Origin of the sequence: Micromonospora sp. NPDC047793 (genome assembly GCF_040642635.1) — a bacterium.
Lineage (GTDB): Bacteria > Actinomycetota > Actinomycetes > Mycobacteriales > Micromonosporaceae > Micromonospora.
This window is the reverse complement of sequence record NZ_JBEYSG010000018.1, coordinates 118,821-132,164: the sequence shown is the minus strand read 5'-3', so window position 1 is coordinate 132,164 and position 13,344 is coordinate 118,821. Positions and strand designations below refer to the sequence as shown.

The 13,344-nt window shown below is 70.9% G+C and carries 10 protein-coding genes; 6 read left to right on the top strand and 4 right to left on the bottom strand.

What is annotated here, in order from left to right; translation table 11 throughout:
* Positions 1-9: 9 nt before the first annotated feature.
* Positions 10-2,514, bottom strand: coding sequence for a bifunctional diguanylate cyclase/phosphodiesterase (locus tag ABZ738_RS27275; protein WP_236145753.1), 2,505 nt, complete (start codon positions 2,512-2,514; stop codon positions 10-12).
* Between the two features lie 425 nt (positions 2,515-2,939).
* Here ABZ738_RS27275 and ABZ738_RS27270 point away from each other — a divergent pair, with 425 nt between their 5' ends.
* The 5 genes from ABZ738_RS27270 to ABZ738_RS27250 all read left to right on the top strand — a co-directional run bounded on the left by ABZ738_RS27270 (position 2,940) and on the right by ABZ738_RS27250 (position 8,924).
* Positions 2,940-6,047 (top strand): AfsR/SARP family transcriptional regulator, encoded by a 3,108-nt coding sequence (locus ABZ738_RS27270; protein WP_131053445.1) that lies wholly within the window; start codon positions 2,940-2,942, stop codon positions 6,045-6,047.
* Between the two features lie 223 nt (positions 6,048-6,270).
* On the top strand, positions 6,271-6,762 hold the full coding sequence (moaC, locus tag ABZ738_RS27265; RefSeq protein ID WP_131053444.1) for a cyclic pyranopterin monophosphate synthase MoaC: 492 nt from the start codon (positions 6,271-6,273) through the stop codon (positions 6,760-6,762).
* On the top strand, positions 6,759-7,229 hold the full coding sequence (locus tag ABZ738_RS27260; RefSeq protein WP_131053443.1) for a MogA/MoaB family molybdenum cofactor biosynthesis protein: 471 nt from the start codon (positions 6,759-6,761) through the stop codon (positions 7,227-7,229). The genes moaC and ABZ738_RS27260 overlap by 4 nt, the downstream gene beginning before the upstream one ends.
* A 22-nt stretch (positions 7,230-7,251) precedes the next feature.
* A complete protein-coding gene (locus tag ABZ738_RS27255) occupies positions 7,252-8,511 on the top strand; it encodes a molybdopterin molybdotransferase MoeA (RefSeq protein ID WP_357217704.1) in 1,260 nt (419 codons plus the stop codon).
* Positions 8,505-8,924, top strand: a complete 420-nt coding sequence (locus tag ABZ738_RS27250; protein ID WP_357217701.1) for a molybdenum cofactor biosynthesis protein MoaE — start codon at positions 8,505-8,507, stop codon at positions 8,922-8,924. Before ABZ738_RS27255 ends, ABZ738_RS27250 begins: the two co-directional genes overlap by 7 nt.
* Positions 8,925-8,971: 47 nt before the next feature.
* On the opposite strand, the gene ABZ738_RS27245 is transcribed toward ABZ738_RS27250, so the two are convergent.
* Together ABZ738_RS27245 and ABZ738_RS27240 are read right to left on the bottom strand one after the other, a co-directional pair.
* A complete protein-coding gene (locus ABZ738_RS27245; protein ID WP_357217698.1) occupies positions 8,972-10,417 on the bottom strand; it encodes a glycosyltransferase 87 family protein in 1,446 nt (481 codons plus the stop codon).
* Between the two features lie 225 nt (positions 10,418-10,642).
* Positions 10,643-11,188 (bottom strand): DoxX family protein, encoded by a 546-nt coding sequence (locus ABZ738_RS27240; protein ID WP_131053439.1) that lies wholly within the window; start codon positions 11,186-11,188, stop codon positions 10,643-10,645.
* Between the two features lie 151 nt (positions 11,189-11,339).
* Here ABZ738_RS27240 and ABZ738_RS27235 point away from each other — a divergent pair, with 151 nt between their 5' ends.
* On the top strand, positions 11,340-11,885 hold the full coding sequence (locus ABZ738_RS27235) for an N-acetyltransferase (protein ID WP_357217694.1): 546 nt from the start codon (positions 11,340-11,342) through the stop codon (positions 11,883-11,885).
* A 177-nt stretch (positions 11,886-12,062) separates the two neighbouring features.
* Here the strand turns inward: ABZ738_RS27235 and ABZ738_RS27230 are convergent, their stop codons facing one another.
* Positions 12,063-13,301 (bottom strand): ATP-binding protein, encoded by a 1,239-nt coding sequence (locus ABZ738_RS27230; RefSeq protein WP_131056729.1) that lies wholly within the window; start codon positions 13,299-13,301, stop codon positions 12,063-12,065.
* Positions 13,302-13,344: the final 43 nt, after the last annotated feature.

Genomic DNA, 13,344 nt, shown 5'->3' with positions numbered 1-13,344 from the left:
GCCAGTGTGTCAGGCGGGCTGGTGGTGGCCCCGGCCCCCCTGCCGTCGTCCCTTGGGTAGCCGGACGACGGAGCCGGCGTCGTGCAGGGGTGCGGCGAGGCTTCCCGGTCGGCCGCCGGCGCCGCGTTGGAGGGCGGCGAGGAGTGTGCCGGCGGCGAGTGGGCGGGCGAAGAGGTGGCCCTGTCCGGCGGTGCAGCCGAGTTCCCAGAGGGCGCGGCGTTGGGCTTCGCGTTCGACTCCCTCGGCGACGACGGCCAGGTTGAGGCTGCGGCCGAGGTCGAGGGTGGAGCGGATGATGGCGGCGGCTTCGGTGGCGGACTCCATGGCGGTCACGAAGCTTCGGTCGATCTTGAGTTCGTGGACCGGGATGCGGGAGAGCAGGGAGAGCGAGGAGTAGCCGGTGCCGAAGTCGTCGAGGGCGAGCCGGATGCCGGCCTCGCGTAGTCGGGTGAGTCCCTGGTCGACGACGTCGAGTTGGCTGAGGGTGAGGGTTTCGGTGAGTTCCAGGACCAGCCGGTCGGGGGGCAGGTCGTGGGCGCGTAGGCGGGCCAGGACGGATCCGGGGAAGCGGGCGTCGAGGAGGCTGCGGGGGGAGACGTTGACCGCGACCGGGACGTCGAAGCCGGCGTCGCGCCAGGTGCCGGCGGCGATCAGGGCCTGGTCGAGGATGGCGTCGGCGAACGCGGGGAGCAGTCCGGAGCGTTCGACGGCTTCCAGGAAGCGCAGTGGGTCGATCATGCCGTGGGTGGGGTGGTGCCAGCGGGCCAGTGCCTCGGCGGCGATGACTTCGCCGGTGCCGAGGTCGACGATGGGCTGGAAGTTGACCGTGAACTCCTGGTCGGCGACGGCGCGGGGCAGCTCGCCGCCGAGCGTGAGTCGGCCGATGTCTGCGGTGTCGCGTGCGGGTGCGTAGGTGGCGATCCGGTTGCCGCTCCGTTTGGCCTGGTACATGGCGACGTCGGCGCGTCGGAGCAGTTCGACCATGCCGCCCGTGGCGGGGGCGACGGCGATCCCGCCGCTGGCTTCGACGCTGATCCGCATGCCGTCGACGTCGAACGGTTCGTGCAGGGCGGCGAGCAGGGTGTCGGCGCGGTGCGTGGCGACGGCGGGGGCGGGAAGTGCCCGCAGGAGTACGGCGAACTCGTCGCCGCCGAGGCGGGCGACCAGGTCGTCGGCGCGGGCCGCGGTGCGGAGCCGTTCGGCGACCTGCATCAGCATCTGGTCGCCGGCGGCGTGGCCGAGGGTGTCGTTGACCTCTTTGAAGTGGTTGAGGTCGATGAGCACCAGGGCGGTGATTCCGTCGGCGTGCCGGTGGTGCAACTGCTCGTTGCCCTCTTCGAGCAGGTGGCGTCGGTTGGCCAGCCCGGTCAGTGCGTCGTGTGCGGCGGCGTGGGCGTGGGCCTGGGCCACCCGGGCGAGTTCGGCGTACGCCTGGGCGTTGCGGACGGCCGTGCACAGTGCGGAGGCGAAGGTGTGCAGGGTGTACCGCTCCCGTTCGGAGAGCCGTACCGGGCCGCGGAAGCGTAGCCGCAGCATGCCGACGTCGACGGTCTTGTCGTGTCCTTCGAGGCGTACGGGGACGGTGGCGCCGTGTACCTCGGTGGGTTCGCCGAGGGGGCCGTCGTACGTGATGGTCTCGGTGGAGCCGCGTACCACCCGGCCGTCCTCGCGCAGTTCGATCTCGACCTCGTCGGCGGAGAAGAGTTCGGCGGCGCGGGTGACCGCCGTGGTGAGTACGTCGTCGAGTTCGACGACGTTGAGCGCGTCGGTGGTCTGGGCGAGCCGTTGCCAGGCTTGTTGTTCGGTGCGGCTGCGGACGCGGTTGGAGTTGAGTAGGTGGAGGCTGAGGACGAGTGGCGGTACCACCAGCAGCAGCCATGTGTCGATCTTGACGATCAGGATGGTGCCGACGATGACGATGGGACGGGTCAGTGCTGCGGTGAGGCGGACGTCCCAGTTGTCGAGGAAGAGGTTGCGCAGCGAGGTGCCGGTGGCCATGGCGATGACCGGCAGGGTGACGAGTTCGTCCAGTAGCACTGCGGCGAGGTAGGCGGCTGCCAGCGGGAGGACGGTCTCGGCGATGTCGGAGTTGGTTGGTGGCCAGGTGAACAGTTGCAGGACCAGGCCGGCTGCCGTGGCGACGAGCATGTTCTTGGCGATGCCGAAGACGCGCTTGATCGGTGTGAGTCGGGCCAGTGTGGTGGCGATGGCGACGCCGAAGCCGGTGGCGAGGACCACCACCGAGGTCGGTGCCACGACGAGGCCGATCACGATCGCGGTCTCGGTCCACGCGATGTAGTGGTTGGAGGCGCGGATGCGGACCCGGACCTTGGCGGTGAATCCGACCGCCACGAGGGAGATCAGGGCGGTCCAGATCAGGGTGGCGTTGACGGCTCCGTAGCTGGGCAGGTGGGCGACGGAGACCGCTGCGGCCAGTCCGGCCACAACGACGACGAGACCGATTAGCGGCAGTAGCCGCCGATCGGTCCCGGTCTGTCGTTCCTGCAGAGCCAACCATCGTCCCCGTTCGTCACCGAGGGGCTGCGCTCCGCAAGCGTACGTCGGTTGGTCCTGATCCAGAAGATGGGATCAGCCCCATTCGTTCGAGTTCATCTCGACCCCCAGTTTGGTGCTGCCTTCGCGTTGGTAGCCAAACCCTAGGGGCGCTTGCGGGCATTTAGCGACTAAAGGTGTCTTATTGCGCAGAATAGGCCAATATGGTGATATTAAGTTACGTTCAGTTTCACTCGCTTAACGGAGGGTCCAATTAGTGGACCGATCGCGTTGTCCTCCTCGATGCCCGTCGCCGCAAGCTATCTGCTGAACAAGTGTGACCAGAGAGCTTTGCTCGTTTCATCGCCGTTTCGGTCGAGCTTGCCGCATCGCGCGGGGCCTGGCAGCACTGGATCCTGGTTAAGCTGCGTACAGTGATCCTTTGAATGCGGGCAGAGGGGTCGGTGCAGATTCAGGTCCTCGGCGGTCTCGTGGTACGCCTCGACTCGGGGGTGTTGCCCCTCGGGACGCCGAAACAGCAGACGGTTCTCGCCATGCTGGCCTGCAACCCCGGGCGGCTGGTGTCGGTGGGTCAGCTCGTCGACGAGTTGTGGCCGGACCGTCCACCTCACTCGGCCGTGCCTAATGTCCGTACTTATGCGGCCAATCTACGGCGCAGTCTTGAGTTGTTGGTGCCGGAACGCGAGGTGCTGGTCCGCACCCGCGACGGTTACCGGCTCGACCTCGACAGTTCGCTCGTGGACGTCTTCGCCTTCCAGTCCGAGGTCGCCGAGGCCCGTCGGCTCGTCGACGTGGACGACTCGGCGGCGGCGGACCTGCTGAACCGGGCACTGGCGCGCTGGCAGGGACCCATGCTCACCGGACTTCCGTTGGGCCCGGGACTGCTGGCGCAGGTGGCATCGGCGACCGAGGACCGGCTGCTGGCGGCCGAACTCCTGGCCGAGCTGCGCATCCGTCTGGGTCGGTACGACGAGGCGCTGCCGGTGCTCCGGGAACTCTTGATGGGACAACCGCTGCGCGAGCGCGCTCATCTGCTGCTCATGCGGGCTCTGCACCTGCGCAACGACCACGCCGGGGCCATCGCCGCCTATGTCGAGGCGAGGCGGGTGCTGCGCGAGCAGTTGGACATCGAGCCCGGGACGGAATTGCGGCAGCTCCATCAGCACATAGCTGCGCACGAGCGGGAGCGTCGGCGGCCGGCGAAGTCCCGTGTCCCGCCGTCGGCGCGGTCGGGCGATGCGGTGGGCCGGGAGGGCACAGCGCCACCGTTCCTGCCCCGGGAGGTGCCCGACTTCGTCGGCCGGGCCCCGGCGGTCGAAAACCTGGTCACGGCCACGCTGTGTGCCGGCACGTCCGTCTCCGTGGTGCACCTCGTCGACGGCATGCCCGGCAGCGGCAAGACGGCGTTGGCCCTGCACGTCGCAGGCCGACTAGCCGCCCGTCTTCCGGACGCACAGCTCTTCATCGACCTCGCGGGTCACGACCCGGCCACGAAGGTGGATCCGACGACCGCGCTGGCGACGCTGCTGCGCCAACTCGGTGTGCCGGGCGGACGGATACCGCCGGAACTCGCCGACCGGCTGGTCCTGTGGCGCCGGGAGCTGACCGGACGCCGGGTGATCGTGGTGTTGGACAACGCGGCGGACGCCGAGCAGGTCCGCCCGCTGTTGCCCACGGTGCCGGGGAGCGCCGTGATCGTGACGTCTCGGCGACGGATCACCGGCTTGGATGTCGGTCCGCCGGTGTCCCTGCCGGCGATGGACGTCGCGGAGGGCGTGGCGCTGCTCGCCTCCACGGCTGGCGCGGCACGGGTGGCGGCGGAACCGGAGGCGGCGGTGGCGGTGGTGGAGCAGTGCGGGCACCTGCCGCTGGCCATCCGGCTCGCCGGTTCGAGGCTGGCGCATCGACCGACCTGGCGGGTCGCCGACCTGGCGGCGCTGCTGGCGGGCAACGCGCGCCGGTTGGACCATCTGGCGTCCGGCGATCGGAGCGTGGCCGGCGCGTTCGCGGCGTCGTACGAGCCGTTGGACGCTGACGCCAAGAGACTGTTCCGGCTGCTCGGCGTCCATCCGAGTACGGTGTTCGGCGCGGCGATCGCCAGTGCGGTGTCCGGCCTGTCCCTCGCCGACACCACCGAGGCACTGGACGTTCTCGTCGACTGTCATCTGATCGAAGAGGTCGAGGCGGGGCGGTACCGGATGCACGACCTCATCCGCCAGTACGCCCACGAACTGTCGATGCGACACGATTCACCGGACACCCGGAATGCCGCTCTCGCCGAGCTGCTGGACCTCGTTCTCCACCTTGCATTCGGCGTCGCCGACGATCTGGAGTCCGGTTTCGTACGCGGACAGGTAAGCCTCGGTCGACCTCGCCGCCCTGACCTTTTGGCAGATGTCGGCACACCGGCCGAGGAATGGATGGAGACGGAGCGGGCAAACCTCGTGTCGCTCGTCGTGCGGGCCCGGGAATGGCGACACCACGAACAGGCGTGGCGATTGACTCGGCTGTTGTGGCGTTTCCTTTACGTTCGAGGTTATTTCGACGACATCATTTCGACACATCTCCACGGCCTCGCGGCGGCAGAGCTGGTCGAGGACGACGCGGCCATCGCCGCGATGCACAACTACCTCGCCTCCGCCTATGTCCGCACCGGTGACTACGGGGACGCGTTGCAGCACGTCGGCGCCGCCGTCCGCATCGCCGAGCGGCGTGGCGACCTGAAGAACATCGGCCGCTACCGGAACAACCTGGCAGCCATCCACTGGATTCGCGGCGACCTCGAAGAGGCTGTGCGCTGCGGTCTCGACGGCCTGCGCAGCCAGAACGGGTACGACCCCGGCGAGGTGCCGAGTTTCCTGCCGAGCGTGGGGCTCGCGCTCGGACTGCTCGGTCGGTACGACGACGCGCTGCGCCTGCATCGCCTGCACCTCTTCCTCGGTCGCCAGGTCAACAACCAGTTCCACATCCTCAACGCGCTGGGACACATCGGTGGGGTCAAATGCCGGATGGGGCGGTACGGTGCCGCCCTGCGCGCACTTCAGGCGGCGTTGGTGATGCGGGAGCGTACCGGTCACCGCTATGCGGAGCCGGAGGTGCGCAACGACATCGGCGTCGCGCTACGCGGTCTGGGTCGCGTTGACGAGGCGGTGCGACAGCACGAACTTGCCCGTGAGTTGGCGGTGGAGTCGGGCGAGCCGCACGTCGAGGCCGCCGCGCTCAACGATCTCGCGTTCACCCTGGCCGGCTCTGCGGACGCCGGCAGGCTGACCGCTCTACACCGGGCGGCCCTGCAGTTGGCCACCCGGATCGCGCACCCGTACGAGCAGGGCCGAGCCCTGACAGGCCTCGCCGAGCACCTGTCCGAAGCGGATCCGGCGGAGGCACGCCGGCACTGGGAACGGGCCCTGGCGATCTTCCGGCGTATGGGGGTGCCCGAGCGGTTCGAGGTCGAACGCCGTCTGGCAGGGCCGTCCGCCGGCGTGACCCCCAACGGGCTGGCCGCTGCGTCGTCCGGTGCCGAGCACCGGTGACCAGAGAAACCTTCTTATCGCTTTCTTATCGACCGGGTGGGTAGCGTCTCGACGGTCGCCGACGGGGGGAGATCCGCCATCGACGGATCTCGTCGCGACGCCTGCCACCGGCATGTCCCAGCTGCCACGGCAGGGTGCGGAAGGGGGCGGCGCGCAAGCGCCACTCCTTCCGCGTAACACCGCACGACCGGGTCCGTCGGTGCGGGGCGATAGGCTCGCCGCCGTGACCGAACCCGCCCAGCTCACCCACGTCGACGCGACCGGTGCGGCGCGCATGGTCGACGTCTCCGCCAAGCAGGTCTCCGGTCGGGTGGCCGTCGCGGCCGGTCGGCTGCGCACCACGTCCGAGGTGATCGAGCTGCTCCGCCGGGACGGGCTGCCCAAGGGGGACGCGCTGGCGGTCGGCCGACTGGCCGGGATCATGGGCGCCAAGCGCACTCCGGACCTGATCCCGCTCTGCCATCCGATCGCGCTGCACGGTGTCACGGTCGACCTGGTGCCCACCACGGACAGCGTCGAGATCACCGCCACCGCCCGCACGGCCGACCGGACCGGCGTCGAGATGGAGGCGCTGACCGCCGTGGCGGTCGCCGGGCTGGCCCTGGTGGACATGGTCAAGGCGGTGGACCCGGCGGCGAGCGTCGAGTCGGTCCGGGTGGTGCGCAAAGAGGGCGGCAAGACCGGCCTCTGGGAGCGTCCGGCGGACCGGCCGTGATCCGCGCCCGGGTGGTGGTGGCGTCCAACCGCGCCGCCGCAGGCGTGTACGCCGACACCAGCGGCCCGCTGCTCGCCGACGGTCTGCGCGAGCTGGGCTGCGAGGTGGACGACCCGGTGGTGGTGCCGGACGGCGAACCGGTGGGCCACGCGATCCGGGCGGCGGTGGCCGCCGGCGTCGACGTGCTGGTCACCAGCGGCGGGACCGGGATCACGCCCACCGACCGCACTCCGGACGTGACCCGGGCACTGCTCGACTACGAGATCCCCGGCATCGCCGAGGCGCTGCGCGCCCACAGCCGGGACCGGGTGCCCACCTCCGTGCTGTCCCGGGGCGTGGCCGGGGTGGCCGGTCGCACCCTGGTGGTGAACCTGCCGGGTTCCACCGGTGGAGCGCGCGACGGTCTCGCCGTGCTGGGGCCGATCCTCGCGCACGCCGTCGACCAGTTGCGCGGTGGCGACCACTAGCCGAAGCGCTAGGCTCGGCCGGGTGAGAACGGAAACCGCATCCGCCACCGAGGGCGCCGCCGCACCGCCGCCGGCCGGTTGGGAGGAGGCGCGCTCCCGGGTGTACGCGTTGGGCCTGGCCGCCGTGCTCCCCGCGATCGAGCGCCCGCTCGCCGACATCGACGGGTACACCCTCGCCGAACCGCTCACCACCCGGACGGACCTGCCGGCGTTCCCCACGTCGAGTGTGGACGGCTGGGCGGTCCGGGGCGCCGGTCCGTGGCGGGTGGTCGGGCGGGTGCTGGCCGGTGGTACGCCGGACCCGTTGACCGAGGACGGGACCACCGTCGAGATCGCCACCGGTGCGATGGTGCCGTCGGGCACCACCGCCGTGCTGCGGGTGGAGGAGTCGACGCGTACCGCCGACGGGTCGGTCGACGGCGTGCCGCGCGGTACGCCGGAGTGGCGGCGTCCCGGTGAGGAGGCGGCGGCCGGCGAGGAACTGCTTCCGGCCGGTACCCCGGTCGACCCGGCGGTGATCGGACTGGCCGCCTCCTGCGGTCACGACACGCTGCGGGTACGCCGGCAGCCCCGGGCCGCGCTGCTGGTCTTCGGGGACGAACTGCTCACCGCCGGTCCACCCGCCGCCGGGCGGGTCCGGGACGCGTTGGGCCCGACCGTGCCGAGCTGGTTGCGGCGGTACGGCTGTCAGATCCGTCCGGCCGATGTGGTCGGCCCGGTGGCCGACACGCTGCCCGACCACGTGGCCGCGCTGCGCACCGCGTTGGCCCACGCCGACCTGGTCTGCACCACCGGCGGGACCATGCACGGGCCGGTCGACCATTTGCATCCGGCGCTGGCCGAACTCGGCGCGGACTACGTGGTCAACACCGTCGCGGTACGCCCCGGTTTCCCGATGCTGCTGGCCCGGGTGGTCGGCGGCGACGGTCGGGTCCGGTTCGTCGCCGGGCTGCCCGGCAACCCGCAGTCCGCCGTCGTCGCGCTGGTCTCGCTCGTCGCGCCACTGCTGGCGGGTCTCGCCGGCCGGGTGGCGCCGGTGCTGCCGCACGTCACGCTGGCCGAGCCGGTGCCGGGACGCGGCGACCACACCCACCTCGCCCTGGTCCGCCTCGACCAGGCTGCCGGGACGGCCCGCCCGGTCCGGCACGTCGGGTCCGCGATGCTGCGTGGGCTCTCCGGCTCGGACGGGTTCGCCGTGATCCGGCCGGGCAGTACCGGCGAGGTCGGCGATCGGGTGCCGCTGGTCCCGCTGCCGCTGCTGCCCGGGGAGCGGGCATGGTGATCGTGATCGGGGACGTGACCGAGCAACCGCTGGACCTGGCGGCCCACGAGGCCGCCGTCGCCGACCGGCGGGCCGGCGCGGTGGTCTCCTTCGCCGGGGTGGTCCGCGACCACGACCACGGCCGCGCGGTGGTGAGCCTGGAGTACGAGGGTCATCCGAGTGCCGCCACCATCCTGCGGGAGGTGGCGGCCGAGATCGCCGCCGATCCCGACGTCTACGCGGTGGCCGTGTCGCACCGGATCGGTCCGCTCGCCATCGGCGACGCGGCACTGGTCGCGGCCGTCAGCACCGCACACCGGGCGGCCGCGTTCGCCGCCTGCGCCAGACTGGTGGACGAGGTGAAGGCCCGGCTGCCGATCTGGAAGCGGCAGGTCTTCGCCGACGGCACCGAGGAGTGGGTCAACTGCCCGTGATCGGAGGTGCCGGGTCACGTCGACCCGGCACCGCCGACGCTCCGCTGTCAGCGCCGGTGATGCAGCAGCGCGGCGGTGCGGGCCATCCGGTCGGTGTAGAAGGCGGGTTCCGCACCCGGCCGCCAGGGCAACGCGGCGACCAGCACGATCAGGGCCAGCGCCAGCGAGTTCTCCATCAGCGCCCCGAACAGCCCGTTCTCGTAGTGCGAGACCTCGGGGAGTTGGTGTTCGTACGGCCAGATCGGCGAGATCAGGAAGAGCAGGTAGAGCCCGATCGCGGCGATGCCGTGGCGGAGCCCGGTCAACGTCGGGTACCAGATCGGCGGGCGCAGCGTGGAGACCCCAGGTGGGCCGCCGTACGTGCCGGAGGGGGACCGCACGGCCGGACCTCGACTGGCGTCGTGACGGCGGATCGCCGCGTCGGCCAGCACGATGATCGCCGGGATCACCCAGACGAGGTGATGCGTCCAGGAGATCGGGCTGATCACGTTGGCGGTCAGGCCGACCAGCGTGAAGGCGGTCAGCTCGTCACCGTCGGCGTGTGACTGCGAGGCCCGGGACAGACCCAGCGCCAGCACCAGCACCGCGAAGGCGAGCCAGAGCAGCGTCGGCGTCTCGATCGAGTCGTACAGCCGCGCCAGCAGACCGGCCAGGGACTGGTTGGGCGTCATGTCGGCCGCACCGACCCGCTCGGTCTGCCACAACACGTTGCCGAAGTAGGCCCGGGACTCGGCGCCCACGACGCCGAAGCTGCCGATGGTCACGGCGACGGTGGTGCCGATCGCGGTCGCGGCCGCCCGCCACTGGCGAGTGATCATCAGATAGAAGATGAACAACGCCGGGGTGAGCTTCACGGCCGTGGCCAGGCCGATGCCCACACCGGCCCAGGCACCACCGTAGACGAACCGCAGCAGCGGACCGTCGCTCTCCGCCTGGTGCGTGCCGCGCCGCGACCGCCAGCGCAGCGCCACCAGATCAGCCATGATCAGGGCGAACAGCAGCAGGTTGACCTGCCCGTAGCCGAGGGTCTCCCGGGCCGGCTCGATGGCGAGGGCGAGCGGCGTGGCGAGGGCCACCGTGTACCACAGTGGCCAGCCCAGCCGGTCCACGATCGGCCGCAGCAGGGCGGCCAGCACCACCGCCAGCACCACGATGCTGACCAGCGCGTTCACCAGGCCCGCCACGCTCACCGGCAGGTGCGCCATGGGCAGCATCGCCAGCCCGGCGAAGGGTGGGTAGGTGAAACCCAGGGTGGTGTCGGGCGCGACGAACTCGTACAGCTCGTGACCGCTCGCCCACCAGACCACCGCGCCGTGGTAGATCTTCATGTCGAAGAAGTTGTACGGACGCCCGAAAGCGCCGATGGCAAGCCATGCGGCATAGGCGACGGCGGCGACGATGCCGGCCCGTACGACTGTCCTACGATCGATCCCACGCGTTACGCGGCGGACTGCGGCGAGGCGGTCCGGCCTTTTACCGACGCTCGTCGGCATGGCTCGGCCACCCCCGTACCAAGGTCGTCCTACCCGTCCAGGTCCGGTAGGGAGCCTAGAACGGCGCCTCACGTCAGTGCCTCCCGCGTTATGCGACCGTGTCCGATCCCACACAATCTTTTGACATTTCCACCGCGTTAACGCCTACCGGGCGGTTCAGGTGATTCGCGGCCTTAGCCAGTGTGGGGGTGGGATAAACGCAGGTCAGCGAGGGGCGACTGCGACTCAGCCGGGGATTCGGCGCGCGGTTGCCGCCGAGCGGACGGCGATCCGGGCCTCACGGCGTGCGGTCCGGACGGCACGGCGTACCGACCGTCGTGAGTGGCCGATGCGGTGACCGGCCCGCCACCGCAGTCCCGGCTTCCCCTCGGTGTCCGCCGCCGCGAGCAACAACCCGCCGAGGAGGCCGAGGTTCTTCAGGAAGTGAATCTGGTTGTTGTTCCGCGCCGCCGGGTCGTCGTTACGCCAGAAGGGATGTCCGGCGAGGGTGACCGGGACCAGCGTGCCGGCCAGCACGAGGGCCGCCGGCCGGGTGAACCTCCCGGTGGCCAGCATCAGCCCGGCACCGAACTGGACGGCGGCGTTGGCACGGATCAGGCTCACCGTGTCGGTGGGGATGCGGGCGTCGGCCCGTTGCAGCAGCGGCGCCACCCGGTCGGTGACCGGCTGCGCCGCAGGCACCAGGCGTTCGGGGTTGGTGAAGTTGCGGGCGCCACTGACCACGAAGATGCCGCTCAACATGGCGCGGGCGAGGGATCGTACGGGCGTCATGGAACAGTCATACCCCGTCCGTGACCTCGACATGCCCCGCAACGGCCCATCTCGATCGATCGGGTGGGTCGGATGGGCCGAGTGGTGAGGACGCCACGCCGATTCCAGCGACCGTCACTGATGCGTGCGTCGCGCGCGGTAACCTCCCGGCGTGACGACGCTGCGGCTCCGACCCGAGGACCCGGCAGACACCGGCGCGGTCCGCCGGGTACTGGCCGCCGCCTTCGCCCGCCCCGACGTGGCCACGCCGCCGGAGGTACGCCTCGTCGACGAACTGAGGGCCGGCGACGCGTGGCTGCCGAGGCTGGCGATGGTCGCCGAGTACGGCGGCGAGATCGTCGGCTACGCCCTGCTGACCCGGGTCCGGGTCTGCGCGGACGGGCTCAACGCCCCGGCGCTGGTGCTCGGGCCGGTGGCGGTGGCACCGCACCGACAACGGATCGGGCTCGGCAGTTCGGTGGTGCAGGCCGCCCTGGAAGCCGCCACGGAACTCGGCGAGCGACTGGTCGTGGTGCTCGGCGATCCGGCGTACTACCGGCGTTTCGGCTTCAGCCGAGCCGACCGAATGGGCCTGACCAGCCCCTGGTCCGGTCTGGGCGAGCCATGGCAGGCCCTGGTCCTGTCCCCGTCGACGAGCAACGAACCACCCCCACCCCACGGCGACGTCGTCTTCCCCCCACCCTGGTCCAAGGTCTGACCCCCGCCCCCCCGCCTCACGTGCCCCGGGCCGCCCGCCCCACCCGCCCCTGGCCCCGTCGATCATGGAGTCGTGGCGCTACGAGAACGGGTGATTCCGGTACATAACCTCGACCAGAAGTCCATGATCGGCGGGGCGAGGCCAGGCGAGGCGGGGTGCGGCGCGGCGCGGCGGGTGTCAGGCGGGTTGGGTGCGGAGGTAGCGACCGAAATGCGGGACGGTGAAGGCGACCGTGCCGCGTTCCCCGGAGTAGATCAAGCCCTTCTTGATCAGGGCGTCCCGGGCCGGGGAGAGGCTGGCGGGCTTGCGTCCGAGAGCACGGGCGATCTCGGCGGTCGGTACCGCGGCGTCCATGTCGTCCCGGCCGCCTCCGTCGGTTGCCCCCTCGACCAGGGAGAGCGTCGCCATCGCCCGCATGTACTCGCGTTCGGCGGGAGTGGCCCGCTCGAAACGTGAACCGAAGAAGCCCACCGCCAACTCGGCCTCGGCCTCCGGGGCGGCCACCCGTACGTCGGCGTCGGTGATCGGTGACCGGGGGGCATGGTCCCAGGTCGCCTTCCCGTACGCCTGGACGAAGTACGGGTACCCGCCGGACTTCTCGTAGAGCAGGTCGAGCGCCTTCGCCTCGTACTCCACGTTCTCCCGCTCGGCCGGCGCGCAGAGTGCCTGGTCGGCGGCGATGCGGTCGAGCCGGTCGATGCGCTGGTAGCGGAACAGCCGCTCGGAATACGACTTGGCGGCGCTCAGCACCGCCGGCAGGTGCGGCAGTCCGGCGCCGACCACGATCAGCGGTGCGCCGAGTTGGGAGAGTTCGTGGCAGGCCGCGCAGAGTGCGGAGACGTCCTCCGGCCCGAGGTCCTGCATCTCGTCGATGAAGACGGCGACGCCGGTGCCGACGTCGCTGGCCACCGAGGCGGCGTCGGTGAGCAGCTCGACCAGGTCGATCTCGATGTCGCCGGAGTCGGCCCGGCCGGTTGCCGCCGGTACGTCGATGCCGGGTTGCCACCGGTCGCGTAGCTTGGCGGCCCCGGCGCGACCGGTCGGGGCGCCCCGTTGGGCGAAGGCTTTGAGGACCCCGAGGAACGCGTCGATCCGGTCCGGTGCGCGATGCCGTGGGGCCAGTTCCCGGACGGCCATGTGCAGGGCGGCGGCGATCGGTCGGCGTAACGACTGGTCCGGGCGGGCCTCGATCTTGCCACTGCCCCAGAGGCTGTTGATCGCCTGCGAGCGCAGCGTGTTGAGCAGCACGGTCTTGCCGACGCCCCGCAAACCGGTGAGCATCAGGCTCCGTTCCGGGCGACCTCGGGCGATGCGTTCCAGCACGATGTCGAAGACGTCCAGTTCCCGCCCCCGCCCGGCCAGTTCGGGCGGGCGCTGACCAGCGCCCGGAGCGTACGGGTTGCGGACGGGATCCACGAATCGCACAGTATCGGCCCGTCTAGGCGGGGAGCTAGACATG

What these genes read in the sequence shown, in the direction of transcription:
- ABZ738_RS27270 (WP_131053445.1), top strand. Translation starts at nt 2,940, where the DNA reads ATGCGGGCAGAGGGGTCGGTGCAGATTCAGGTCCTCGGCGGTCTCGTG.
- ABZ738_RS27250 (WP_357217701.1), top strand. Translation starts at nt 8,505, where the DNA reads ATGGTGATCGTGATCGGGGACGTGACCGAGCAACCGCTGGACCTGGCG.
- ABZ738_RS27245 (WP_357217698.1), bottom strand. Translation starts at nt 10,417, where the DNA reads ATGCCGACGAGCGTCGGTAAAAGGCCGGACCGCCTCGCCGCAGTCCGC.
- ABZ738_RS27240 (WP_131053439.1), bottom strand. Translation starts at nt 11,188, where the DNA reads ATGACGCCCGTACGATCCCTCGCCCGCGCCATGTTGAGCGGCATCTTC.